This window comes from Nocardia carnea NBRC 14403 (assembly GCF_000308515.1).
In the GTDB taxonomy this organism is placed as follows: Bacteria; Actinomycetota; Actinomycetes; order Mycobacteriales; family Mycobacteriaceae; genus Nocardia; species Nocardia carnea.
This window is the reverse complement of sequence record NZ_BAFV01000067.1, coordinates 37,621-61,210: the sequence shown is the minus strand read 5'-3', so window position 1 is coordinate 61,210 and position 23,590 is coordinate 37,621. Positions and strand designations below refer to the sequence as shown.

24 protein-coding genes and 1 pseudogene are annotated in these 23,590 nt (G+C 68.1%); 16 read left to right on the top strand and 9 right to left on the bottom strand.

Features of this window, described 5'->3' with window-relative positions:
• The 3 genes and pseudogenes from ON22_RS23615 to ccsB all read left to right on the top strand — a co-directional run.
• Positions 1-202, top strand: a pseudogene (locus ON22_RS23615) (cytochrome c biogenesis protein CcdA); the annotation flags it as partial.
• The gene (gene resB / locus ON22_RS23610; RefSeq protein ID WP_033246996.1) at positions 199-1,815 is read left to right on the top strand and encodes a cytochrome c biogenesis protein ResB; all 1,617 of its coding nucleotides are present in this window, start codon (positions 199-201) and stop codon (positions 1,813-1,815) included. The pseudogene ON22_RS23615 and the gene resB, both read left to right, overlap by 4 nt.
• Before the next feature lie 91 nt (positions 1,816-1,906).
• The gene (ccsB, locus tag ON22_RS23605; RefSeq protein ID WP_033247047.1) at positions 1,907-2,875 is read left to right on the top strand and encodes a c-type cytochrome biogenesis protein CcsB; all 969 of its coding nucleotides are present in this window, start codon (positions 1,907-1,909) and stop codon (positions 2,873-2,875) included.
• A gap of 497 nt (positions 2,876-3,372) precedes the next feature.
• On the opposite strand, the gene ON22_RS23595 is transcribed toward ccsB, so the two are convergent.
• Both ON22_RS23595 and ON22_RS23590 read right to left on the bottom strand, forming a co-directional pair.
• A complete protein-coding gene (locus ON22_RS23595; protein WP_033246994.1) occupies positions 3,373-3,573 on the bottom strand; it encodes a hypothetical protein in 201 nt (66 codons plus the stop codon).
• Positions 3,574-3,736: 163 nt separating this feature from the next.
• On the bottom strand, positions 3,737-3,952 hold the full coding sequence (locus ON22_RS23590) for a BldC family transcriptional regulator (RefSeq protein ID WP_033246993.1): 216 nt from the start codon (positions 3,950-3,952) through the stop codon (positions 3,737-3,739).
• A gap of 160 nt (positions 3,953-4,112) precedes the next feature.
• Between ON22_RS23590 and ON22_RS23585 the strand changes: the two genes are divergently transcribed.
• The 3 genes from ON22_RS23585 (at position 4,113) to ON22_RS23575 (ending at position 9,217) form a co-directional block, all read left to right on the top strand.
• Positions 4,113-4,559 (top strand): DUF4229 domain-containing protein, encoded by a 447-nt coding sequence (locus ON22_RS23585; protein WP_063820647.1) that lies wholly within the window; start codon positions 4,113-4,115, stop codon positions 4,557-4,559.
• Complete coding sequence (cds1, locus tag ON22_RS23580; protein WP_033246992.1) at positions 4,556-5,641, top strand: L-cysteine desulfhydrase Cds1; 1,086 nt, start codon at positions 4,556-4,558, stop codon at positions 5,639-5,641. The genes ON22_RS23585 and cds1 overlap by 4 nt, the downstream gene beginning before the upstream one ends.
• Before the next feature lie 126 nt (positions 5,642-5,767).
• Positions 5,768-9,217: an AfsR/SARP family transcriptional regulator gene (locus tag ON22_RS23575; protein ID WP_033246991.1), complete on the top strand. Its 3,450-nt coding sequence runs from the start codon at positions 5,768-5,770 to the stop codon at positions 9,215-9,217.
• A gap of 18 nt (positions 9,218-9,235) precedes the next feature.
• On the opposite strand, the gene ON22_RS23570 is transcribed toward ON22_RS23575, so the two are convergent.
• Positions 9,236-10,060: an ABC transporter permease gene (locus ON22_RS23570; RefSeq protein WP_033246990.1), complete on the bottom strand. Its 825-nt coding sequence runs from the start codon at positions 10,058-10,060 to the stop codon at positions 9,236-9,238.
• A complete protein-coding gene (locus ON22_RS23565) occupies positions 10,057-11,040 on the bottom strand; it encodes a daunorubicin resistance protein DrrA family ABC transporter ATP-binding protein (RefSeq protein WP_033247045.1) in 984 nt (327 codons plus the stop codon). The genes ON22_RS23570 and ON22_RS23565 overlap by 4 nt, the downstream gene beginning before the upstream one ends.
• A gap of 107 nt (positions 11,041-11,147) precedes the next feature.
• Between ON22_RS23565 and ON22_RS23560 the strand changes: the two genes are divergently transcribed.
• The 3 genes from ON22_RS23560 to ON22_RS23550 all read left to right on the top strand — a co-directional run bounded on the left by ON22_RS23560 (position 11,148) and on the right by ON22_RS23550 (position 12,640).
• Complete coding sequence (locus ON22_RS23560) at positions 11,148-11,369, top strand: hypothetical protein (protein ID WP_033246989.1); 222 nt, start codon at positions 11,148-11,150, stop codon at positions 11,367-11,369.
• Entirely contained in the window at positions 11,370-11,936 is a 567-nt protein-coding gene (locus tag ON22_RS23555) for a Clp protease N-terminal domain-containing protein (RefSeq protein WP_033246988.1), read from the top strand.
• A 323-nt stretch (positions 11,937-12,259) separates the two neighbouring features.
• Positions 12,260-12,640, top strand: coding sequence for a phage holin family protein (locus ON22_RS23550; protein ID WP_033246987.1), 381 nt, complete (start codon positions 12,260-12,262; stop codon positions 12,638-12,640).
• Between the two features lie 4 nt (positions 12,641-12,644).
• On the opposite strand, the gene ON22_RS23545 is transcribed toward ON22_RS23550, so the two are convergent.
• On the bottom strand, positions 12,645-13,517 hold the full coding sequence (locus ON22_RS23545) for a 1,4-dihydroxy-2-naphthoate polyprenyltransferase (RefSeq protein ID WP_033246986.1): 873 nt from the start codon (positions 13,515-13,517) through the stop codon (positions 12,645-12,647).
• Between the two features lie 209 nt (positions 13,518-13,726).
• Between ON22_RS23545 and ON22_RS23540 the strand changes: the two genes are divergently transcribed.
• Positions 13,727-14,014 carry an Rv3202a family protein gene (locus ON22_RS23540; protein ID WP_033246985.1) on the top strand — a complete coding sequence of 96 codons (288 nt, stop codon included), beginning with the start codon at positions 13,727-13,729 and terminating at the stop codon, positions 14,012-14,014.
• A gap of 443 nt (positions 14,015-14,457) precedes the next feature.
• Here ON22_RS23540 and menE read toward each other — a convergent pair whose 3' ends face one another.
• Both menE and ON22_RS23530 read right to left on the bottom strand, forming a co-directional pair.
• Positions 14,458-15,621 carry an o-succinylbenzoate--CoA ligase gene (menE, locus tag ON22_RS23535; RefSeq protein ID WP_033247044.1) on the bottom strand — a complete coding sequence of 388 codons (1,164 nt, stop codon included), beginning with the start codon at positions 15,619-15,621 and terminating at the stop codon, positions 14,458-14,460.
• Positions 15,622-15,908: 287 nt separating this feature from the next.
• Positions 15,909-16,292 (bottom strand): VOC family protein, encoded by a 384-nt coding sequence (locus ON22_RS23530; RefSeq protein WP_033246984.1) that lies wholly within the window; start codon positions 16,290-16,292, stop codon positions 15,909-15,911.
• 86 nt (positions 16,293-16,378) lie between these two features.
• Between ON22_RS23530 and ON22_RS34885 the strand changes: the two genes are divergently transcribed.
• Complete coding sequence (locus tag ON22_RS34885; RefSeq protein WP_051157993.1) at positions 16,379-16,939, top strand: hypothetical protein; 561 nt, start codon at positions 16,379-16,381, stop codon at positions 16,937-16,939.
• A 68-nt stretch (positions 16,940-17,007) separates the two neighbouring features.
• Here ON22_RS34885 and ON22_RS23520 read toward each other — a convergent pair whose 3' ends face one another.
• On the bottom strand, positions 17,008-17,901 hold the full coding sequence (locus ON22_RS23520) for a 1,4-dihydroxy-2-naphthoyl-CoA synthase (RefSeq protein ID WP_033246983.1): 894 nt from the start codon (positions 17,899-17,901) through the stop codon (positions 17,008-17,010).
• Between the two features lie 106 nt (positions 17,902-18,007).
• On the opposite strand from ON22_RS23520, the gene ON22_RS23515 reads away from it, so the two are divergent.
• The 5 genes from ON22_RS23515 to ON22_RS23495 all read left to right on the top strand — a co-directional run bounded on the left by ON22_RS23515 (position 18,008) and on the right by ON22_RS23495 (position 22,931).
• Positions 18,008-18,664: a PaaI family thioesterase gene (locus tag ON22_RS23515; protein ID WP_051157992.1), complete on the top strand. Its 657-nt coding sequence runs from the start codon at positions 18,008-18,010 to the stop codon at positions 18,662-18,664.
• 185 nt (positions 18,665-18,849) lie between these two features.
• Complete coding sequence (locus ON22_RS23510; RefSeq protein ID WP_033246982.1) at positions 18,850-19,296, top strand: DUF6918 family protein; 447 nt, start codon at positions 18,850-18,852, stop codon at positions 19,294-19,296.
• Positions 19,297-19,474: 178 nt separating this feature from the next.
• The gene (menD, locus tag ON22_RS23505; RefSeq protein ID WP_033246981.1) at positions 19,475-21,106 is read left to right on the top strand and encodes a 2-succinyl-5-enolpyruvyl-6-hydroxy-3-cyclohexene-1-carboxylic-acid synthase; all 1,632 of its coding nucleotides are present in this window, start codon (positions 19,475-19,477) and stop codon (positions 21,104-21,106) included.
• A gap of 252 nt (positions 21,107-21,358) precedes the next feature.
• On the top strand, positions 21,359-21,967 hold the full coding sequence (locus ON22_RS23500) for a TIGR03086 family metal-binding protein (RefSeq protein ID WP_033246980.1): 609 nt from the start codon (positions 21,359-21,361) through the stop codon (positions 21,965-21,967).
• A gap of 283 nt (positions 21,968-22,250) precedes the next feature.
• On the top strand, positions 22,251-22,931 hold the full coding sequence (locus ON22_RS23495) for a GAP family protein (protein ID WP_033246979.1): 681 nt from the start codon (positions 22,251-22,253) through the stop codon (positions 22,929-22,931).
• Between the two features lie 28 nt (positions 22,932-22,959).
• Here ON22_RS23495 and ON22_RS23490 read toward each other — a convergent pair whose 3' ends face one another.
• Positions 22,960-23,580 (bottom strand): TetR/AcrR family transcriptional regulator, encoded by a 621-nt coding sequence (locus ON22_RS23490; RefSeq protein ID WP_033246978.1) that lies wholly within the window; start codon positions 23,578-23,580, stop codon positions 22,960-22,962.
• Positions 23,581-23,590 lie beyond the last annotated feature (10 nt).

Genomic DNA, 23,590 nt, shown 5'->3' with positions numbered 1-23,590 from the left:
GTTGCCGTTCGTGGTGCTGGCGTTCGGGTCGGCGAGTGCGCTGCGCGGGGTTGGCTGGTTGCGGCGCAATACCCGCACCATTCAGGTGGTCGGCGGGTTGCTGCTCGTCGCGGTCGGGGTGGCGCTCGTGACCGGGGCGTGGGATCTGTTCGTCGGCTGGGTGCGCGACGGTTTCGTCGCAGAGGTGACGTTGCCGATATGACCGTGACCGACCTACCCGAGGCGACTCCTCGTCCGCCCCGGCAGTCCCCGTTGGGTCGTGCCTGGGCGTTCGTACGCAACACGTGGCGCGGGCTCACCAGTATGCGCACCGCGCTGGTGCTGTTGTTCCTGCTGGCCCTGGCCGCGATACCCGGTGCGCTGCTGCCGCAGCGGAGCCTGAACGAGCAGAAGGTCGACGAGTACATCGCCGACCGCCCGGTCCTCGGGGAATGGATGGACCGGTTCGAACTGTTCGATGTGTTCTCCAGTTTCTGGTTCACCGCGGTGTACGTGCTGCTGTTCATTTCGCTGGTGGGCTGCATCCTGCCGCGCACCGTGGACCACTACCGTGCCCTGCGTACGCCCCCGGTACGGGTACCGCGCAATCTGGCCCGGCTACCGCATCACCATCGGGTGGTAGTCGACGGCACCACCGCGGAGATCACCGACCGTGCGCGTGCCGGATTACGTGGCTGGCGCACCGAGGTCCGCCCCGGGGAGCGTGAGGGCGAGGTGACGCTGTCGGCGGAGAAGGGCTACACGCGCGAACTGGGCAATCTGGTCTTCCATCTCGCGCTGGTGGCGTTGCTGGTGGCCATCGCGGTGGGCAAACTGTTCGGCTACGAGGGCAATGTGATCGTGATCGCGAACGGCGGGCCGGGCTTCTGCACCACCTCGCCGGCGATTTTCGATTCGTTCCGCACCGGCAACGTCAACGACGGCACCGGGATGACCCCGATGTGTGTCAAGGTGAAGAACTTCCGGGCCGACTACCTCGACAACGGCCAGGCCGAGATGTTCACCTCCGATATCTCGTATCAGGCGGGCGACGATCTGGCGACGAATACCTGGCGGGATACGACCATCAAGGTCAACCATCCGCTGCGGGTCGGCGGTGACCGCGTCTACTTGCAGGGGCACGGCTACGCCCCCACCTTCACCGTGACGTTCCCGAACGGCGAGACCCGCACCGAAACCGTGCAGTGGGCGCCCAACGACGCCACCACGTTCCTGTCCAGCGGTGTGCTGCGCTTCGATCCGCCCGGCGGGATGTATGCCAGCGATGCCGAGCGGCGGCAGAACCAGATCGCGATCGAGGGCCTGTTCGCGCCGACCGCGAGTTTCCACGGGAAGCTGCTCACCTCGTCGTATCCGGCGATGACGGATCCGGCGGTCGCGGTGGATATCTACCGCGGTGACACCGGTCTGGATACCGGCCGGCCGCAGTCGATCTTCGCGCTCGATCAGGAAATGGTGCGGCAGGGCCGGCTCGACAAAGAAGCCCGGGTGAACCTGCGTCCCGGCGAATCGACCACTCTGCCCAACGGCACCGAGGTCCGGTTCGACGGGGCCGAGGAGTTCGCGAATATCCAGGTCTCGCACGATCCGGCTCAGCAGTGGGTACTGGTGAGCGCGGTGGTGATGATGGCCGGTCTGCTGGTCTCACTGCTGATTACCCGGAGGCGGGTCTGGCTGCGGGTGACCCCGGAGGGTACCGTGGACCAACGACGCGTCGTAGTAGAGATGGGTGGGCTCGCCCGCACCGACCAGGCCGGCTGGGGCGGGGAATTCGATCGCCTGCGGCACCGCCTGCTGGACACGTCCGACAAGTGAACGCGGGCCCGGCAGAAGTCGGCGCGCCACGCCACGCAGGTCCGGCGTCGGTGCCCGCAAGGCACCGCGGTACGAACACGGGAGAACAATGATGTCGATCGACGACACTCTCGCGCGCTACAGCGACCTCGCCTATGAAACGGCGACCGTTGTGTACGCGCTGGTGCTGTTGCTGCTGATCGTGCAGTACGCCTCCGCCCGGGCCCGCCAGGTGAGTGAACGGGAACTGGTCCCGGCCGGCGGGGTCGCCGCGGGCAGCGATACGCCGGGCAAGATCAGCGAGGAGCCGCGTACGCCGCTGTCCGAGCGGCTCGGCAATATCGCCTTCGCGGTGCTCTTCGTGGCGGCCGGCCTGCAAATCGCCTCGATCGTGCTGCGTGGTTTCGCGACCGGCCGGTTCCCGCTGGGCAATATGTACGAGTTCGTCTCCATGGCGACCGCGGCCGCCGTGGTAGTGGGGCTCGTATTCATGCGTGATCCGCGCTACCGCGGTATATGGGCGTTCCTGCTGGTGCCGGTGCTGATCCTGATGTTCCTCGCGGGAACGGTGCTGTATTCCGATGCCGCGCCCGTGGTGCCGGCGCTGCGATCGTTCTGGTTGCCGTTGCACGTCACGATCGTCAGTATCGGCAGCGGGGTGTTCCTGGTTTCCGGTATCGCCAGCCTGCTGTTCCTGTACCGGCTGCGGCAGCCCGAAGGGGAGGAATCGGGCAATATGCTCGGTGCCGTGGCGCGCCGGTTGCCCGATGCCCGCACCCTCGACCGGCTGGCCTACCGGACCACGATCATCGGGTTCCCGCTCTTCGGTGCGGGCGTCATCCTGGGCGCGATCTGGGCCGAAGCGGCCTGGGGACGGTTCTGGGGCTGGGACCCGAAGGAAACGTGCTCGTTCATCGCCTGGGTGCTGTACGCCGCGTATCTGCATGCCCGGGCCACGTCGGGCTGGCGGGATACGAAAGCCGCGTGGATCAATGTGGCCGGCTTCGTGGCGATGCTGTTCAACCTGTTCATCATCAATCTGGTGGTATCGGGTTTGCACAGCTACTCCGGTCTGACCTGATTCGCCGGGTACTTCCGTAACGATTCGAACCGTTTTCATTCGACACGGCTTTTCCGCGCCGATGATCGTTACTCCACTGCAATGCCGAGTTGCTATTGTTTCGTCGGTAACAGCTGAATTGCATACAGCCCGGAGGCTCTCGCGAAAATCGGGGTGAGAACGATCATTTCCCCTCCACCACGCGGATAAAGCCGCGTCGAACAGTGAGGAGAGCGGCAGTGGATTCGGAAAATATCAGTTCGGATACCGGCGTCGACGTGGATTGTTGTACATCCGAGACTGCGAACTCCGCGATCATCTGCGGTCTCGAACCGGATTCCCTCGTGAGATTGGTACAGACCGCTGTCGGGCTGCCGGCCGAGGCGCTGGACCGCCTGGCCGGAGTCGCCGATAAATTGCGCGCAGTGGAAGGTTTACCGCAATTGGACAGCACCGCCGATTAGGCGCGGGCTATCGGCGCTCCGGGCCGATTCCCGGTATCTTTTACCGGCGCGGAATCAATGCTCGGTGGAATCCGAATCGCCGTCCGTATGTTTCTGCGGGCGCGAGATACGCCAGAGGAATTCGGGGTCGTCATCCGGGCCGACCACCCGTTTACGAGTGGGTCCCGGGACCGATCCGGGGCCCGCGGGGCCGAATGCTTTCCAGCACAGCACCGCGATCACCACGATCGCGATGAGTGCCAACACGTAGATCACGTGGCTCACCTCCTCTATCGAGGTTAACCCCGGAACTGCGGGAGAGTGAGTTCGCCGCCCACAGCGGGCGGCTCACGCCGGACGAACCGCTACAGGTCGCACTCGGCCGCGCCACTGCCGGCCGGCCGAGCCGCCCCCGTTCCGGTTGCGGTGCAAATCCGGATCAGGCGCCCTGCACGGTTGCCTCGGTGGTGAGCGATTCGAGCAATCGCATCACCTCCGTTTCGCGGAACCGGCGGTGGCCACCCGGAGTGCGCAGGGAACCGAGCCGCCCCGCATGTGCCCAGCGGGTGACGGTCTTGGGGTCTACGTGGAACAGGGCGGCAACCTGGCCGGGGGTCAGCAGGTTCTCCTGGGCCCCGACGGCAATCGCGGTCATGGCAAACCTTTCTGTTTCGTCACGTTTTCTCATCGGATTCCGACATAGTGGCACCGCGACCCCTGGGTGTTCGAACCACCTACTGTTGGTAAAGCGGAGGTAATGGACAAATCGGATGTGCCCGTGCGGCGGGTGCAAACCGGTCGCTTACGCTGGTCAGGTGAGTGAATCGAACCCTTCGGAGGAATCGGCCGCCCCGCAACCCGGCACGTCGCCCGGTCGGCGACTCGCCCGCAATCTGGCGCTCTACACGCTGGCCCGGCTGGTACTGGTCGTGATACTCACCGCCGTGATCATGGCCGGAGCGTGGGTGGTGTCGGTGCAGGTGCCCGTGATCGTGGCGGTCCTGTTCGCCATCGTGATCGCCATGCCGCTTTCGCTCACCCTGTTCAAGGGGCTGCGCGGGCAGGTGAACTCCGATATCGCCGCGGTCGACGAACGCCGCCGCCGGGACAAAGCGCAACTGCGAGCCCGTCTGCGCGGCGAAGCGGAGACGGGCGGATCGGCCGGCACCGAACCGGGAACAGTCGGCCGCGGTGAATCCAGTAAGCCGCCGAAGGACGCGGCCGAAGGAGAGGAGCCGGGCGGCACCGGCGGTCCGGCATGAAAACCTGTACTCGCGGTAACCCGCGGGACTGGGCCGATAACGCCGTACGGCTCATCGACGCCGACGCGCAGCGCAGTGCCGATACCCATCTGCTGCGCTATCCGCTGCCGCCGGAGTGGAATATCCGGCTGTACCTCAAGGACGAATCGACCCATATCACCGGCAGCCTGAAGCATCGGCTGGCGCGATCGCTGTTCCTGTACGGACTGTGCAACGGCTGGATCACCGAGGGCACCACCATTGTGGAGGCGTCCTCGGGGTCGACGGCGGTGAGCGAGGCGTACTTCGCCAAACTGCTCGGGCTGGATTTCGTGGCAGTGGTCCCCGCGCGTACCTCGCCGCAGAAGATCGCCCTCATCGAAGCGCAGGGCGGGCGGTGTCACTATGTGGAACGCCCCCCGGATATGTACACAGAGGCTGCTCGGCTCGCCGCCGAGTGCGGCGGTCACTACCTCGATCAATTCACCAACGCCGAACGCGCCACCGACTGGCGGGGCAACAACAACATCGCCGAATCGATCTTCGACCAGCTGCGGCTGGAAACCGATCCCGTCCCGGAATGGATCGTCGTCGGCGCCGGTACCGGGGGCACCAGTGCGACCATCGGCCGCTATCTGCGCTACCGCCGGCATACGACCCGGCTGGCCGTTGTCGACCCGGACAACTCTGCGTTCTACGGCGCCTACGAAACCGGAGCCCGCGACTACACGACCGGTCTGCCTTCCAGGATCGAAGGGATCGGGCGGCCGCGGATGGAGCCCTCGTTCGTCCCGGAGGTGGTGGACCGGATGATCCACGTACCCGACCCCGCCTCGATCGCCGCGGCCCGGTTCGCGAGTGCGGGGCTGGGCCGGAAGGTCGGCGGCTCGACCGGCACCAACTTCTGGGGTGCCTGTGCGTTGATCGCAGAGATGCGGGCGGCCGGACGGGGCGGGAGCGTGGTGACACTGCTGTGCGACGGTGGCGAACGGTACGCGGGGACGTACTACGACGACGAATGGGTTGCCGCTCAGGGCTGGGATCTGGCGGGCCCTACGGCGGCGCTGGAGGAGTTCGTCGCGACCGGCCGTTGGTCCGGCTGATACCGGACTTCGCGGCGAGCCGCCGCCCGGACTTCGGCGCAGTCCGCTGCGGCCGCATCGGCCGCATCGGCTGCATCGGCTCGGGCGCGGCTCGCCGCGGGGGCACGCGCATACGATGACACCGGTATGGTTCTCGATCCCGGCCGCGCGGGCGGCCGATACCCCGTGACGCCGGTGTCGGCGGACGATCCGCTCGTGGTCACCCTGCTGGGCCGGATCGCGCTGCGCCGCGACTCCACGCTGGTGGATGTACCGGGCAACCGGGCGCGTTCGCTGCTGGCGGCGCTGGCCCTGCGGCCGGGCCGGACACGTAGCGCCGCCGCCCTCATCGAAGAGGTCTGGGGCGACGAACCGCCGCGGTCGCCGGCGAACGCCCTGCACACCCAGATCTCCCGGCTGCGGTCGGCGTTACCGGACGGGGTGCTCGAGGCCGGGCCGGGCGGCTACCGGCTGGCGCTGCGCGCGGACCAGGTCGACCTCACCGCGGTGCGGGAGCTGGCGAGGCAGGCGCGAGCACAGCTGACCGCCGGTGAGGTGGAAGCGGCCCAGCGTTGTATCGACCGGGCCCGCGCGCTGTGGTCGGGTGAGCCGGGCGCGGATCTGCCCGCCGGCCTGCTCGCCGACGAACTGTCCGCCGCAGCCGTGGCGCAAGACGAGGTGCTCGACGAGGTCGAGCGGGAGACCCGCGCGGCAGCGGGTGATCACGACGGCGCGATAGTGGTGGCGCGTAGACAACTGCGCCGCCGGCCCACCGCCGAAGCGGTCGCGCATTCGCTCATGCGTCTGCTCGCCACTGTCGGCCGCGACAGCGAGGCGCTCGCCGTATTCGCCGACTTGCGAGCGGTGCTCGCCACCGAACTGGGTACCGACCCCGGGGCCGCGATCACCGAGTTGAACACCGCCGTACTGCGCGGCCGATTCGCACCGCGGCAGACCCCGCCCGCGTCCGGCACCGGCGCGGCAGACCAGGTGCCGTCGGCGGTCGGGGTACGCGCGGCGCCGAATGCGTTACTCGGCCGGGCGGACGATCTGGCCGAACTGTCGCGGTTGTTGCGGGTTTCCCGCGTCACCACCGTGCTCGGGCCGGGGGGTGCCGGCAAGACCCGCGTCGCCAACGAACTCGCGATGCAGGAAGCCGGAAACAAGCCGGTGGTGCTGGTGGAGCTGGCCTCGGTACGGTCCGGCGGTGTGACGGCCGCGGGCGTGGTGGATATCGAATCGGCCATCGCCGGCGCCATGGGGCTCGGTGAGGTCAGACGCGAACCGGGACTGCTACCGCCGATTTCCCGGCCCGATATCCGCCGGCGGCTACGGGACGCGTTGTCGGCCCGGCCGATGCTGCTGGTGCTGGACAATTGCGAGCATTTGATCGAGGCCGCGGCCGCGGTCGTGGCGGATCTGGTGGGCAGCTGCCCGCAACTCATTGTGCTCACCACCAGCCGGGCGCCGCTGGCGATCACCGCCGAGACGGTGTATCCGCTGGGGCCGCTGGCCAGCGATGCCGCCGGCTCACCGGCCACCGAACTGTTCACCGCACGGGCGCGGGCGGTGCGTCCGTCCGTACGTCTCGATATGGAAGTCGTTGCGCGACTGTGTCGCACACTCGACGGACTGCCGCTGGCCATCGAACTCGCCGCGGCACGCGTGCGCACGATGAGCGTGGAAGATATCGAACGGCGGCTGGACCAGCGTTTCGCGCTGCTGCGCAGCGGTGACCGGACCTCACCGGAGCGCCATCGCACCCTGCACGCGGTGATTGCCTGGAGCTGGAATCTGCTGGCACCGGACGAGCAGGTCACGTTGCGACGGATGTGCCGTTTTCCAGGGGGATTCACACTCGCGGCGGCCGAAGCGGTCGCCGGTGGTTCGACGGTCGGCCATCCTCCGGCGTCGGCCGATGCCGGTGCGATATCGGCCGCTGACGGCGCAACATCGGTCAGTGATATCGCGGCGGCGTTGGACGGGCTGGTCGGGCAGTCACTGCTGACCGTCGTCGAGACCGAGGGTGTCGGGCTCCGCTACCGGATGCTGGAAACGGTCCGCGAATTCGGTGAACAAGAGCTTGTGGCGGCAGATACCGGGCGGGGGGCGGAAATCGATCTGGTGGAAACACGGATGGCGCGCTGGGCGCGGGATTTCGCAGTGCTGATGGCCGAATGCTACGGCGGCGGTGACGAGCTGAGGCCGGCGTTGACCGTGGCGGTCGAACTGGACAATCTGGTCACTGTCCTGCGCCGCGCCGAATCGGCCGGCGACTCGCAGACCATGTATGCCGTTTTCCCGGTCGCGGCCATGCGGTGGGTAATGCACGGCGCGAACCTCGAACTCATGGGCTGGATTCCCCGGATGCTCGCGATGGCGCCACCGGTGGCTTCCCGTGGGGTGTACGCGGAACTGGAATCGGCCTGCCACGCTGTGATCGCCTTGCATCTTGCCTTCATGGACCGCAGTCTCCGGCAGCTGGCACTGGTGCGGAGCCGGGCCCGGCTCTTGCTGCGGGGCGATACCGGTTTGCGCGCGCCGTTCCGGTTTCTCGCGCAGCTGCTGACCTGTCGGCCCGATTCGCTCGGGCTCGCCCGGCTGCTGGCTCGCGCGACCCGCTCGCCCGACCGGCACACCAGATCGCTGGCGCTGATGGCCCGCACCAACATCTGGGAGAACATGGGCCGTATCCACGAATCGAGCCGGGATGCCCGCGCGGCCGTGCCGACCCTGACCGAAGCGGAAGTGTGGAGCCGGGCGATGCTTGCTCAGCATCGGGGGTCACTGGCCGGCCAAGTCGCGCGGTATCGCGAATCGGTTGCGTTCTACGAGGAAGCGGCGGAGCTGCTGCACCGTATCCGTGCCTACGAGGAAAGCCTGGAAGTGCACTCGTACCTCGCGGCATCGCTGGCCGGCAGCGGCGAACCGGCGCGGGCGCGGCGGGAACTTGCCACCGCGCTCGGATTCTCCGGTTCCGGTGGCGCGGATCCGGCGGTGGTCGACGATCCGGGGTTCCACCGCAATCATCGGTTGTCCACCATTGCCGCCGTACTGGCCGGCATCGAGCTCGTCGAGGGCGAGATCGATGCCGGACTGCGGCATTTCCGGCGTGCGCTCGAGCTGATCGGCTGGCCGGTCCACGAAACCACACCGGGACCCGGCCTGCTACTGACCGGGTCGGCGGCGCTGGCTGCGCATGTGCTGTACGAGCGCGGTGATGTGGTCGCACGATTGGTGCCCGAGCTCGTCGATCTGGCGCCGCGGCGATTCGGTCATGTGCTGGACCTGCCGCAGCTCGGTGCGGTGGCCTGTGCCGTCGGCTCGGGTCTGCTCATGCTGGGCGAACATGAGGCGGCCGGTGTGGAACTGCTGGCGCTGGCGCCGCGGGTGGTATCCCGGCAGGACTACCCCGTGCTGCGGTGGGACCGGCACCGGGATCTGTGGCGCGACCGGATCGGCGTCGACCGGCTGGCTGCGGCAGTCGCTGCTGCGGGCGGGTTACGCCGCGTCGCGGCCGCCGAGCGGATCCTGGAGCTGGTCCGCGAGGTGGGCGCGCAGCTACCGGATCCGCTCGCCCGGCCCGCGGTCGGCTGAACGGGTCCGGCATGTCGCTCAGGCGCGGCGCATATACGACCGCACGGTCAGGGGTGCGAAGATCGCGATGATCACCGCGGCGCCCACCAGCGACCAGATCACATGTACCCCGATATGCCCGGTATTCATCAGGTCGCGGCAGGCCCACACCAGATGAGAGACCGGGTTGATATCGATGAACACCTGCAACCAGCCCGGCATCGTCTCTTCCGGGACGAACGCCGGTGAGGCGAAGGTCAGCGGGAACATCACCAGCATCGAATAGCCCTGTACTGCGGAGGCTTTGTTCGCGATCACGCCGAAGAATGCCCAGATCCAGCTGGTTGCGAACGAGCAGGCGATAACCAGCACAACGGCCACCGCGACGCCGGCGGCGTGGGGCCGGTAACCGATGAGCAGGCCCATCACCACGGTGAGCACCGAGGCGATCCCATAGCGGACCATATCGGCAGTCAATGCCCCGGACAGCGGTGAGATCCGCGCGATGGGCAGAGATTTGAACCGGTCGAATACACCTTTCTCCATATCTTCTTTGAGCTGGACTCCGGTGACCACCGAGGTCAGGACCACCGTCTGCACGAGAATCCCCGGGATGATCACCGGCAGATAGCTCTGGACGTCACCGGAGATGGCGCCACCGAAGATGTAGGTGAACATCAGGGTGAAGATCACCGGCTGGATGACCACGTCGAAGAGTTGTTCGGGGTTGTGTTTGATCTTCAGTAACCCGCGGTAGGCCATGGTCAAGGTGTTGTCCACGGTCCGGCGCAGGCCGATCTGCCCGGTCGCCGGGGGCACCGGCCGTGTCGATGCGGTGGGGGATTCGATGAGGGTGGTGGTCATGCCGCCGTCCGTTCGGTATCGGTATCGGCCGGGTGGCCGGTGAGGGTGAGGAAGACTTCGTCGAGACTGGGTTTGCTCACGGTGATCTCGTCCACCGCGATACCGCGTTCGCGCAATCGGACCAGCAGTTCGGTAGTGTCGTTCGGGTCGGGCAGGGCGGCGGTGAGCCGGCCGGTCTCGGGGGTCGACTGCGGTTCGCTGCCCAGTACTTCGGCGATGACGCGGCGGGCGGAATCGAGCTGAGAGCTCACCGCCAGCGTGAGATGCAGCGAGGAACCACCGATGGAGGATTTGAGCTCGTCGGCGGTGCCGTCGGCGATCACCCGGCCGTGGTCGATCACGGCGATCCGGTCGGCGAGCTGATCGGCCTCGTCGAGGTATTGGGTGGTGAGCAGCACCGTTGTGCCCTCGCGGACCAGCTTGCGGATGGTTTCCCACATCTGGGCGCGGGTGCGCGGATCCAGCCCGGTGGTGGGTTCGTCGAGGAACAGCAGCGGGGGTGTCGCGATGAGGCCCGCGGCCAGGTCCAGCCGCCGGCGCATACCGCCGGAGAAGTTCTTCAGCGCTTTTCCGGCGGCCTCGGTGAGCGCGAATTCCTCCAGTAGTTCAACGGTCCGGCGGCGGGCTGCGGACCGGCTCAGTCCGAGCAGCCGGGAGAAGATCATCAGGTTTTCGGTGGCGGTCAGATCCTCGTCCACCGAGGCGTATTGACCGGTCACCCCGATGAGCGAGCGGACGGTGGACGGTTCGCGCAGTACATCGTGACCGAAGATATGCGCGCTGCCGCCGTCGGGCCGCAGCAGCGTCGCGAGCATACGGATGGTGGTGGTCTTACCGGCGCCGTTCGGGCCCAGGACGCCGTACACCGAGCCCTGCGGTACCGCCAGGCTCACTCCGTCGACAGCGCGCTGGGTGCCGAACGTCTTGACCAGGTCCGTCGCCTCGATGGCGGGCGGTGCCGCTGATACGTGATTCGTCATGGTGACCACGGTTGCGTACCCGTCTTGCGCGACCCTTGCGCGGCGATTGCGGCGACCTGTCGTCAATTTTTGTTGACACCGAGGGGTTCGTCAATCAAAATTGACGTATGACGGAAGCAACCACACTGGCCGCGGCGGCGGGCAGTCCGGACCCCGCGGTCGGGTTACGGGCGGTGCTGGCGCTGCGCAGACTGCTGGACCGGCTCGAGTCCATCCAGGTCGGCAACGCCCGGGACCAGGGCTGGTCCTGGCAGGCCATCGCCGACGCGCTCGAGGTCAGTAAGCAGGCGGTCCATCAGAAGTACAACCGGAAAGGCAGGAGCCGATAGATGTTCGAGAGATTCACCAAAAGCGCCCGGTCGACGGTCGTCGCGGCCCAGGAACACGCACGTGAACTGCATTCGCCCGATATCCGGGTCGAGCATCTGCTGCTCGGTCTGCTGGCCGAGGCCGAACCGGCCTTACTGACATTGCTGGAACGCAACGGGATCGCCCGCGACGCCGCACTGACCGAACTCACCACCGCGGCCCGCGCCGAACCGCTCGGCGCGGAAGATGCCGAGGCATTGCGTTCCATCGGGATCGATCTCGATGCCGTACGCGAAAGCCTCGACGCGAACTTCGGCGCCGACGCCCTCGACCGGGCGATTCCACCGGAGGAATCCCGCAGCCGCACGCGGTTCGGGCATATCCCGTTCAGCCGCGACGCCAAGAAAGCCCTGGAACTCTCGTTGCGGGAAGCCGTGGCGCGTAAGGACAAAACCATCGAGTCCGGGCATATCCTGCTTGCCATCCTGCGCGCCCCGAACCCGGCCACCACCGGACTCCTCGGCGGTGCCGATGCACTCACCGGGCTACGCGAGCAGGTCCACACCCACCTCGACCGCGCAGCCTGAACCGCCCGGCCCCGACGTCGGCGGGGACTTCACCGGCTACCACACCCGCGGCTCGACCTCCGTACGAGTAGGCGGCCGAGACGCCGCAATTCCGCGCCGGACTATCTGGTCGAAGAGCATCCCAACGTAACCAACAGCGCCGCCGAGTCTTACGAGGCCCTGAAAGGTTTTGGCCCGTCCCTGCTTTCCGTGCTCGATGCGATGCGGCGCAGCCGCGAGTGTCGAGTGCGGAAAGCAGGGACCAAGGGGGGCCAAAACCCGCGGCGCCGCAGGCGCCGCAAATAAACACAGCAAAACAAGCCCGCCTGTGATTAGCATGGGGAATGCAGCTTGTGCTCCGGTTGATCGGGACCGCCTTCGCCATCTGGCTGGCCGCGTTATGGGTCGGCAAAATCGAGATCGCTTCGCCCCCGGATCAGGGCAACGGCGCGAAAATCGTTGTACTGCTCGCGGTAGCGGTGGTGTTCACGCTGGTGAATGCCTTCGTGAAGCCGCTCGTGAAACTGTTGTCGCTGCCGTTGGTGATCGTGACCCTCGGTTTGTTCCTGCTGGTGATCAACGCGCTGATGCTGTGGCTCACGGCGTGGATCACCGAGGCGACCGATTACGGTCTGCGTATCGACGGCTTCTGGGCCGCGCTGCTGGGCGCGATCATCATCACCATCGTGAACTGGGCGATCGGCATCATCCTGCCGGACGACTGAGGGGTCAGGCACCGAACCCGAGGGCCAGGGCGCTGAGGGCCGACCAGGCCAGCATGGCCAGGCCCGAATCGCGGAGGGCGGGGATCAACTCCAGTCCGCCCTTGCCGGCCCGGACCGGGGTGTTGGCGCGGACGGCCAGGGGTACGGCCAGCAGGCCCACCAGCGCCCAGGGGGTGCGGGCGACGAGTATCAGGGTCATCACGAACGGCGCCGCCAGCAGCGCCAGATGCAGCGTGCGGGTGCGGGTATCGCCGAGTTTCACGGCCAGGGTCGTTTTCCCGGTGTCGGTATCGGTCGGGATATCGCGCAGATTGTTGGCCACCAGCACCGCGCTGGAGAACGCCCCGACTCCCACCGCGAGCGCGAACCCTGCCCAATCGACCCGCTCGGCTTGGACGAACTGGGTGCCGAGGACCGCCACGAGCCCGAAGAATACGAAAACGGCGATCTCCCCGAAACCGCGGTAGCCGTACGGTTTGCTGCCGCCGGTGTAGAACCAGGCGCCTGCCAGGCAGACCGCACCGATCAGGATCAGCCACCAGGCCGAGAGCACGGCCAGGACCAGGCCCAATACCGCGCCCAGGGCCAGGCTGGCGACCGCCGCGCCGCGTACCGCGGCGGGGGTGGCCACGCCGGAGCCCACCAGCCGCAGCGGGCCGACGCGTTCGTCGTCGGTGCCGCGTATCCCGTCGGAATAATCGTTGGCGAAATTCACCCCGATGATCAGTGCCATCGAAACTCCCAGCGCCAGCAGCGCTTTCCACCAGACCGCACCGTCGATGGCGGCCGCGGCGCCGGTTCCGGCGAGAACGGGGGCGATCGCGTTCGGCAGAGTCCGGGGCCGGGCGCCCTCGATCCATTGTGCTGCGGTAGCCATTCCCGAAGCCTAATCCGCTCCGCCGCGCCGGGCGCATCCGCAGACCACCGAGCCGCCGGTTACGCGGCCGCGGCGGTGGGAGCGATCCGGTGTGGCCGGAACGGTACTTGCCGGATCGGCCGTACGAGGGCATTGTCGAGGTCGTTGGACTGATCTTCCACTCGGCGGGTAGTCGCCCGGCGAGGCCACAACGGAGGAGAGGAGCCACTATGGCGGAGCGCAAGCTTTCCCGGACGGCCGGACCAGGCACTTTCGAGGCGGTGCCCGAGGCCGATCGTGCCGAACAGGACGCACCGGCCTACCCCGACGACGCCCCGTACACCGATATCGACCCACGTTCGGTCCCCGACGACATCCCGGTTCCGGAAGAGGCGGTGACGCCTCCGGGGAGCACCCGGGACGTCTGGAGCGCGGACCCCGTCGATATCGCCGAACAGTCCATCCCGGTACCGATGGGTGATGACTACGACGGTTCCTACGCCGACGAGGAGCCCTGAACGGGTTGCGCCGGAGACGCTGAACCGTGTTCATTCCGGGTCGGCGGCCGGGAGCCGCCACGGCGGGAAAGCGGCGGACCTGTAGCCGCTCGGCGGGCACGCACGACGGCGCCCGGACGGGCTACGACCGTATGCCCGGACGGGGCTACGACCCGCTCCGTCCGGCGTCGGCGCTCCGCATCCTCGGCGAACCCGCTATGGGTCCACTCAACGTCCAGCGGGCGCCTCAACGTGCAGCCGGGCGCCGAGGACACGGGCCCCCGGCCGCGAGACCGCGTGAAGTCACGTCTATCGGGTGGTGCCGATCGGCGACCGGAGTACTGATCCTGGTCGCCGACAGCATGGTTCCCGTGTGGGCGGCCCGTGAATCTCCGGCGATCAACGGAAGGCCGGCTGTGTGAGCCGTCGCGTTTCAGCCGGTACGCGGTGCGGAACCGGTCCGCTCAGGACGCCGATCCTGCGAGCAGGTATTTGCGGAGCTCGGCACGGTCCGGCTTGCCCGGACCCAGTAGCGGGATATCGTCGACGAGGGTGATTTCGCGGGGCGCGGCGGCGGTATCCAGTTCTGCCAGTACGTGCTCGCGGAGTTCGTCCAGGGTGGGCGTCGCACCCGAGGCCGGTACCACCGCGACCACGACCCGCTGACCCAGGCGCTCGTCCGGTAAGCCGAGGACCACGCATTCGGAGACTGCGGGATGGGTTGCCAGCACCGCCTCCACAACCTGCGGTATGACCAGCAGGCCGCCGGTGGAGATCGCTTCGTCCAACCGGCCCTGGACCTGCAGGACACCGTCGGTGAAAACGCCCGCGTCGTCGGTGCGGAACCAGCCGGGTTCGGCGAAGGCGGGGTGATCGGGCATATTGCGGTAACCGGCGGCCAGCATATCGCCGCCGAGCAGGATACGGCCGCCCTCGATACGCACCCGGGCACCGCGGAGCGGAACACCGTCGTATACGCATCCGCCGCAGGTCTCGCTCATCCCGTACGTGCGGACGATATTGATTCCGGCGGCGCGGGCCCGCTCGTAGAGCGGCAGCGGGGTCGCGGCGCCGCCGATCAGCACGGCGTCCAGTTCGGCCAGCGCGGCGGTCGCGGCGGGGGCGTCCAGCACTTTGACCAGCTGGGTCGGCACCAGCGAGGTGTAGCGGCGTTCCCCGCGCATACTCGCGATGGCTCCGGTGAGGGCCTCGGGCAGGAAACCGCCGGAGACGTCCACCACGGTCGGTTCCGTACCCGCCAGCAGCGAACGCAGCAATACCTGGAGTCCCGCGATGTGATGGGTGGGCAGCGCCAGCAGCCAGCTACCCGGACCGCCGAGCCGTTCGTGGGTGGCGTCGCCGCTGGCGCGTAACGCGGCCGCGGTGAGCATGGCGCCCTTCGGTACACCCGTGGTCCCGGAGGTGGTGACGACCAGCGCGATATCGTCGTCGATCGGTTCGCCGGGTGCGAGTGCGTCACCCAGCCGGCGGGCTTCGCGCCGATCACTGGCGGGTACCGGCAGCCAGGCGGCCGAACCGCTGTCGTCGAGCACCTGCCGCAGGTGCGGGAGCACATCGCTGACTCCGCCGCCGGTGGGTATGGGCAGCGTACGCAAGGTTTTCGTCACGGCCACGCCTTGTCCCCGGTGAACCGGACAACGATGGTGTACTCGCTCACGGCTGCGATGGTGTCACGTCGGCGGGGCCGCGGACAGCAGGGGCCGGTGCTGCCGGTGCAGGGCGCCGGAGCCGGATATCGGTATGGGGCTGGGCCAGGCATGGAACTGCGATTCACTCGTCGGACGGTACGAAAGCGGTCGCACCGGGCGTCGGTGATCGGGCGGCCATCCGATCGTATCGTCGCGTGGCGGGCCATGGGTTGGCAACCCGGTAGAAAACCGGCGCCCGGTCCCGCTCAGCGGTTGTCCCGCCGCAGCGGATGGTCCTCCGGGATCTCGACCAGCACGATCGGCACGCCGTCCGGATCCTTCAACCACATCTCGATCAGCCCCCAGGGTTCGGTTACCGGGGCCCGTTCGATCGCGACCCCGCGCAACGTCAACTCGACCGCGACGGCCCCGAGGTCACGGACCTGCAACCAGATCGCCCCTGCGAACCCCTGCGGGTCGGTCTCGGCCGCGCCGTGGCCCGCGACCTCGATCAGCGACTGTCCGGCAAAGAACACCGTGCCACCCGGGTATTCCCGGAAGACTGCCAGACCCAAGGAGTCCCGGTAGAACGCCGAGGTGGTCGCATAGTCCCGCGGGCGCAGTATGACCCGGCTGCTGAGGATATCCACCCTGAACAAGTGTAGGGGCGGTACCACCGTTGCCGCGGGACCCGCCCGCCGAACCCACGCCGCCGCGCTTCGGCGACAATCGCCTCGTGACGCTCTACCTGCCCGACCTCGAGGAGATCAGGGCCGTCGCCCTGCGTGCATCGCTGCGTAACTGGCATCCGAGCGCTCAGGACTGGCTCCTCGGCAAGATCGACCACCCGCTCGACGATTGGGACACGCGAGCATTCTTGACGGTTCCGGGCGTCGTCTGGACGGTCTCGAGTGACACCTGCGCGACCGGCCGGCTCAGCGCCCCCGAGAACGTGACCTACGACCACCGCTACCGCGAATTCGTGTTCCGGCAGCCTCGTGACGAGGAAGAACTCGCGGCGATCATGAGCGCCGACTCCGAAGAAGTGTTCGGCTGTTATCGGTTCGACGGCCTGAATCGCTGGACGTCACTGAGCGTTGCCGCCTGGGTCGACGACAAGGCGGTCATCGTGGGCTACATCCGTCATGTCCTCGCGACCGGGGGCAACTCGGAGATCCTCGACTGTCTCGGGCAGTACGAGGCATATCTGGCCAGTCCGGAGTTCGACGCCTACCTCCGCGATTTCGGACAGTACTTGGCCGCCCGCGAGCGCGGACGGAGTGCAGCCGGGCCATGATGGATTTCTCGCCGGCGGCTGCCCGCACCAGCCCGATACCAGTTGGCCGACTCCGGAAACCGGCCGATTCAGAAGTACCAGGGGTAGGGGCTCCAGTCGGGTGCGCGTTTCTCCAGGAAGGAGTCGCGGCCTTCGACGGCTTCGTCGGTCATATAGGCCATCCGGGTGGCCTCACCGGCGAAGAGCTGTTGCCCGACCAGTCCGTCGTCGGCGAGGTTGAACGCGTATTTGAGCATGCGCTGCGCCTGGGGCGATTTCCCGTTGATCGCCGCGGACCATTCGAGGGCCACGTCTTCGAGTTCGGCGTGGTCGACGACGGCGTTCACCGCGCCCATGGCGTGCATTTCCTCGGCCGTGTAGGCGCGGCCGAGGAAGAAGATCTCGCGGGCGAACTTCTGGCCCACCAGTTTGGCCAGGTAGGCGCTGCCGTAGCCGCCGTCGAAACTGCCGACGTCGGCGTCGGTTTGTTTGAACCGGGCGTGTTCGCGGCTGGCCAGGGTGAGGTCGCAGACCACGTGCAGGCTGTGCCCGCCGCCGGCGGCCCAGCCGTTGACCAGGGCGATCACCACTTTGGGCATGAACCTGATGAGCCGCTGCACCTCGAGGATGTGCAGGCGTCCGGCGCGAGCTTTGTCGACCGTTTCGGCGGTGTCGCCGCTGGCGTACTGGTAGCCGCTGCGGCCGCGGATGCGCTGGTCGCCGCCGGAACAGAAGGCCCAGCCACCGTCCTTGGGGCTCGGTCCGTTACCGGTGAGCAAAACCGCGCCGACATCGGAGGTGGTACGGGCGTGGTCGAGGACCGCGTAGAGTTCGTCGACCGTATGCGGCCGGAAGGCGTTGCGCACTTCGGGACGGTCGAACGCGATCCGGACGGTGCCTTGTTCGGTATGCCGGTGGTAGGTGATATCGGTCAGGCCCTCGAACCCGGCCACGTCGCGCCACAGCGTCGGATTGAACGTCATGGGGGTGATTACATCAGGCGCGGTGGGGCGGCCGGTGTCGCGTTGACTTCACCACAGTTCGGCCGAATCGTTTGGACGCCGTAAAACCCCGGGTTACCGTGCTTGTATGACCGAGCAGACCCGACCGAGGATCGACGAAAGCGCTGTCGACGAGGATCGGTACGAGAGGCACGGGGGGTTTCCCAGGATCGTCCCGGCCGAGGTCGGCCCGGAATACGGTGACTTCGTGGCGGGTATGCGCACCCTGCAGGACCTGACGGTCTCGGTCGACGCCCCGGACGAGGTCTATCGCGAAGCCCGCGACCGGGTGAACGCACTGATCGAACTGCTCGAACCGTATCGGGCGCCGGAACAGCAGGGTCCCGCCGGCCGGGCCGTCGAACTGCCGGGCCGCGGCAGCCTGCTCCTGCTGCCCTGGAAGACGGTCTCGGCCGGACCCGACGGCATCGTGATGAAGGGTGTGTTCCGCCGGTTCCATCTCGGCGGCAACTCCGCCGCGCACGGTGGCGTCCTGCCGCTGCTGTTCGACGACCTCTTCGGAATGACCGTCCACTACGCCGGGCGGCCGATCAGCCGGACCGCCTTCCTGCACGTGAACTACCGCAAGGTGACCCCGCTCGACACCCCGCTGACAGTGCGCGGCCGGGTCGAGCGGACCGAGGGCCGGAAAACCTTCATCAGCGCCGAACTGGTGGACGAGGAGGGGACCGTCCTGGCCGACAGCGAAGGTCTCATGGTGCAACTGCTGCCCTGGCAGCCCTGACCCGGCCGGCTCGGACACGATCGGCCGCGGTGCTTCCGGATCGCTTAGCGCCGTGCCCGGTTCGGTCGATCGTCCAGTACTCCTCCTCGCTCCGTGGACAGTTACGGGCGGAAATACATTCGTGTGGGCGATGCGTATAGTTGCGTTGCCCGTCCATACGAGTACTGATCCGGAGGATCCTTAAATTGGTTGCAGCACTGTCTGAATCACTGCTTGACGAGCCTACGCGCCCGGCCTTCCTCGCCGACGCCGTCCAGGTCCTGGACGCCGAGGTCTCCGATAAGGGTGGTGCCTCGGGTCTGGCCGTGAAGGGTGGGTACGCGGCGGTCAAGAAGATCAGCCCGTCCATCGTTCCCGACGCCCTGGAATCGCTGGCCCCCAAACTGCTGGAGCAGCTCGAGCCGTACTGGAACGAGTACAAGGCCGGTGCGGCCGGGAGCTTCGGCGAACTGCTCGCCGGCAAGGGCGACGAGGTCGCCGAGGCCCTGCTGACCGTCACCGATGCGCGTGCCGCGGCCTCCAGCCGGCCGGCCCTGCAGAAGGTGTACAACTCGATGCGTTCCTCGGCCAAGAAGAATGTCATCGAGGCGCTGCCCCGCGTCGGCGACCTGGTGCAGAAGCACGCCGGATAACATTCCGCGCGTAGCGATCAGGCCGCGCATCAGCGCGGTCCGTGGGGGCCTCGACGACGAGGTCCCCAACGGGGGGAGTTCCAGGGGGTTCCGGGGGCCGGGTTCCGGCCGCGAGCGGCCTTGCCGATGTGAGCAGGGTGACGCAGACGCGGCCGCCGGGGTCTGACAGTCTGGAGTCGTGAATCCGTCAACTGCGCAAGCCCGGGTGGTCGTCGACGAACTCGCCCGCGGTGGGGTGCGGGAAGTGGTGCTGTGCCCCGGTTCGCGTAATGCCCCACTGGCCTTCGCGCTGCAGGCGGCCGATGCGGCAGGGCAGCTGCGGCTGCATATGCGCATCGACGAACGCACCGCCGGATTCCTTGCGGTCGGCCTGGCCGTCGCCTCGGGTGCCCCGGTACCGGTGGTGATGACCTCGGGCACCGCGGTCGCCAATCTCGGCCCGGCGGTCCTGGAGGCCAATTACGCCCGGGTCCCGCTGATCGTGCTCAGCGCCAACCGTCCCTACGAAATGCTCGGTACCGGCGCGAATCAGACGGTCGAACAACTCGGACTGTTCGGCAGCCAGGTCCGGGCGACCATCAGCCTCGGCCTCGCCGAAACCGAATCCGGCCCCGAGTATCCACGGCAGAACAGCGTGTGGCGGTCCGCGGTATGCCGGGTACTGGCCGCCGCGCGGGGCACACGTTCGGGCAACGCGGGCCCCGTGCATTTCGATATCCCACTGCGGGAACCGCTGGTCCCGGAGCCGGGCAGTGCGGAATTCACTCCCGCCGGGCGCGGTGTGGACCAGCCGTGGACGGCCACCCAGTACGCGACCCTCGACGTTCCCCTCGATATCGACCTCACCCCGGATACCGTCGTGATCTCCGGGCACGGCGCCGGCCTGCGGGCCGAACTCGCCGACCTGCCCACCGTGGCCGAACCCACCGCCCCCGTGCACGGTCCGGCGCTGCATCCGCTGGCGCTGCCGCTGCTGAAACCGCGGCAGGCGATCATCACCGGCCGCCCGACCCTGCATCGTCAGGTGTCGAAGGTACTGGCCGACCCGGAGGTGACGGTGTACGCGCTGACCACCGGCCCGCGCTGGCCCGATGTCTCGGGCAATGTGGTCGGCACCGGTACCCGGGCGGTGACCAGCGGCGCACCGACCGCGCAGTGGCTGGAATGTTGCCGGGAACTGGACCGGCGGGCCCGTGCCGTAGTGCGCGACGAACTGGACCGCCACCCCAAACCCACCGGACTGCACGTGGCCGCGGTGATCACCGATGCCTTGCGCGAAGGCGATCAGCTGCTGCTGGGCGCCTCGAACCCGGTCCGCGACACCGCGCTCGTCGCGGCGCCGAAACCGGGCGTGCGGGTGCTGTCCAACCGCGGTGTCGCGGGTATCGACGGAACGGTGTCGTCCGCGGTCGGTGCCGCGCTACACCACCGCGGCCGGACCATCGCCCTGATCGGTGACCTCACCTTCCTGCACGATGCGTCCGGTCTGTTGATCGGCCGCGGTGAACCCCGCCCCGACGACCTCACCATCGTGGTCGCCAACGACGACGGCGGCGGTATCTTCGAACTTCTCGAACAGGGCGACCCCCAGTACGCTGGTGTCTTCGAGCGGGTTTTCGGCACCCCGCACGGGATGGACCTCTCCGCGCTCTGCGCGGCGTACCGGATCCCGCACCGGCAGGTGGGTCCGGAGGAGTTGGCCGCCGAACTCGCGGGTTCCGGTTCGGGTTTCCGGGTGCTCGAGGTTCTCACGGATCGCTCCGGGCTGCGTGAGCTGCATGCCGCGGTCCGCGCCAGGATCGACTCCTGAACTCTGCGCGGACGAACTCGGGCCCGCGCAGCGCCCGGCCGGTCTTGTCCAGGGTTTCGTGGACGCGTAGCGGTGTCCGGCGCACAACCTGTACGGCGCGCAGAGCGGGCAGCCCTCCGGCCGGTTCGACGCGGACCGGCACCCTGGAACGCGCTGCCGCCGGCCGGGCCGATATACGCCCGGTGGTGCGGCCGATGAGTTTGCGCCCGCGGTCTCGTCTGGACTACAGCAGCCCCGGATCGAGGAGACCGCATGCACCCGGAATTCGACCTGTCGCCCGCGGCGGACGCGCTGGCCGATATCGTCACCGCGATCGACGACACCCAGCTCGACGCGCCCACGCCCGCCGATATCCCGGTCCGCGCATTGATCGAACACGTGGCAGGTTTGGCGGAGGCGTTCCGCGCCGCTGCCGCCAAGGAATCACTCGGCGCGTCCGCCGCGCCCGAATTCGGTTCCGGCGCCGCGCTGTCCGCCGAGTGGCGCACGGCGGTCCCGGCGCGGCTGCGGGCGCTGGCGCAGGCCTGGCGCGAGCCCGCGGCGTGGGAGGGGGATACCGAAGCGGGTGGGGTCACGATGCCGGCGCCCGTCACCGCACGGGTCGCGCTGGACGAGATCGTCGTCCACGCCTGGGATCTGGCGCGCGCCACCCGCCAGGAACTGAAGGTGGACGACTCCGATCTCGCCGTTCTCCTGGACTTCCTGCAGGACACGCCCGCCGAGGGCACCCCCGGCCTCTTCGGCCCGACCGTGCCGATCGGGTCCGCGGCGCCGGGACTACACCGGGTGCTGGGGTTCACCGGGCGAGACCCCTTCTGGCTCCCTCGGCTTGGTGAGTCGACGAAGCGTGTCTCGGGGTAAGCCGGGCGTGTGACCACCCGGGCTACGTCACCGGTCGCAGCCCCGTCGATCACTGTTGGCCGGGGTCGTGCCGCGGCCCGGGGTTTTCGACAGCGCGTGTCGCCGAGACGGCACAACGTGCCGTGATCTGGAGCTCAGGAATCCGAGCATCGGTTTCCGCCCCGGCGCGGATGGCGCCTGCGCCCCGAGGACTCCGGAGATCGGGGGCGGGTCCGGCGATCCTGCGTGGCGGGTTACCGGCGGCACGCGATGCCGGTATGTGACCGCGTAGGCTGGCGGCGCCATGATCGCTCTACTGCTCGCCCTCGCCGGGTTCGCGTTCATAGATTCGCTCGATCTCCTGCTGGTAGGGGTTACCGCGGCGATCGTCGTGGACAGCAGGCTCGCCCGGAAATCGCCGGTGCCCGGTGGGGCGAGTTTCATCGCCGGGGTTTTCGCGGTCACCACGACTTTCGGGCTGCTGGCGGTGCTGGGCATCGATTTCCTCACCGATCTGGTGGATTTCGAGCTCACCCCGACGATCCGTACCTGGGGTGCCCTGGGTTTCGGTCTCGTACTGCTCGTGATCGCCGCCGTGCCCGCCGGTGCGCAGGCCGAACCTCCGGCGTGGACGGTGACCATCCGGCGGCGCCCCTGGCTGCTCGGTATGGCCGGTATGGTCATCGGCCTGGCGCAGGCGCCGACCGCGATTCCGTATCTGGCCGGGTTGGCGTTGATATCGGCCCGGGAACCGCTGCCGTCGGTGTGGCCGCTGATCGTCATCGCTTATTGTGCGCTCGCGCTGCTACCGCCGCTGGTGGTGCTCGCGCTGGCGACCCGGCGCACGCGGCGGGCCCAGCGTGTGTATCGATCCGTTCTGCGGGTGGTCACCAGTTATGGCCCGTTGTCGGTGCGTATCGTCTTCGTCCTGCTGGGACTCGGCCTGATCGGGGCCGCGGCCCTCGATTACGAGCATCTCTGGTGATGCGGGCAGGCCGGCCGCTCGCAGGCGGTCAGGTTCCGGTGCGGACGAAAACCCCTGCCGCGGCCGCGTTCACCGCGGCCTCCGCCGCGGCCCGTACAGCCTGGTCATCGATCTGGTCGCCGCTGGCCAGCAGGCGGTAGTACAGCGGTCCCGAAACGGCGGTGAGCACCGCGCGCGGGTCGGTGCCGGGTGGTGCCTCGCCGCGGTCGATGGCTTCGGTGACACAAGGTGACCATTCGGTGAGCCGCGCATCGTAGAACCGGCGGAGTGCGACCGCTGCCGCTTCGTCGAAGCTCGCGGCGGCGATCACCGCGCGGAAGAGGCGGCTCTGCCGGGGGTCGGTGAGGGTTTTCGCGACCAGGCGGGCGTTGGCCTCGAGGTCGCCGCGCAACGAGCTCGTATTCGCGCGCGGTAGCGACTGTTCGGCCATATCGATGAGCAGGTCGGCGGTCAGTCCGGCCGGTGTGCGCCAGCGCCGGTAGACCGTTGTCTTCCCGACTTCGGCGCGGGCGGCGACCTCGGCCAGGTCGAGCCGCGCGAAGCCGTGTTCGGCCAGGAGATCGGCGGCCGCCTCGAGTACTGCGGCGCGGACGCGGGCGGTGCGGCCGCCGGGGCGGACGGATCCGGGTCCGGCCTCATCGAGCGTCATAAAGGAACTC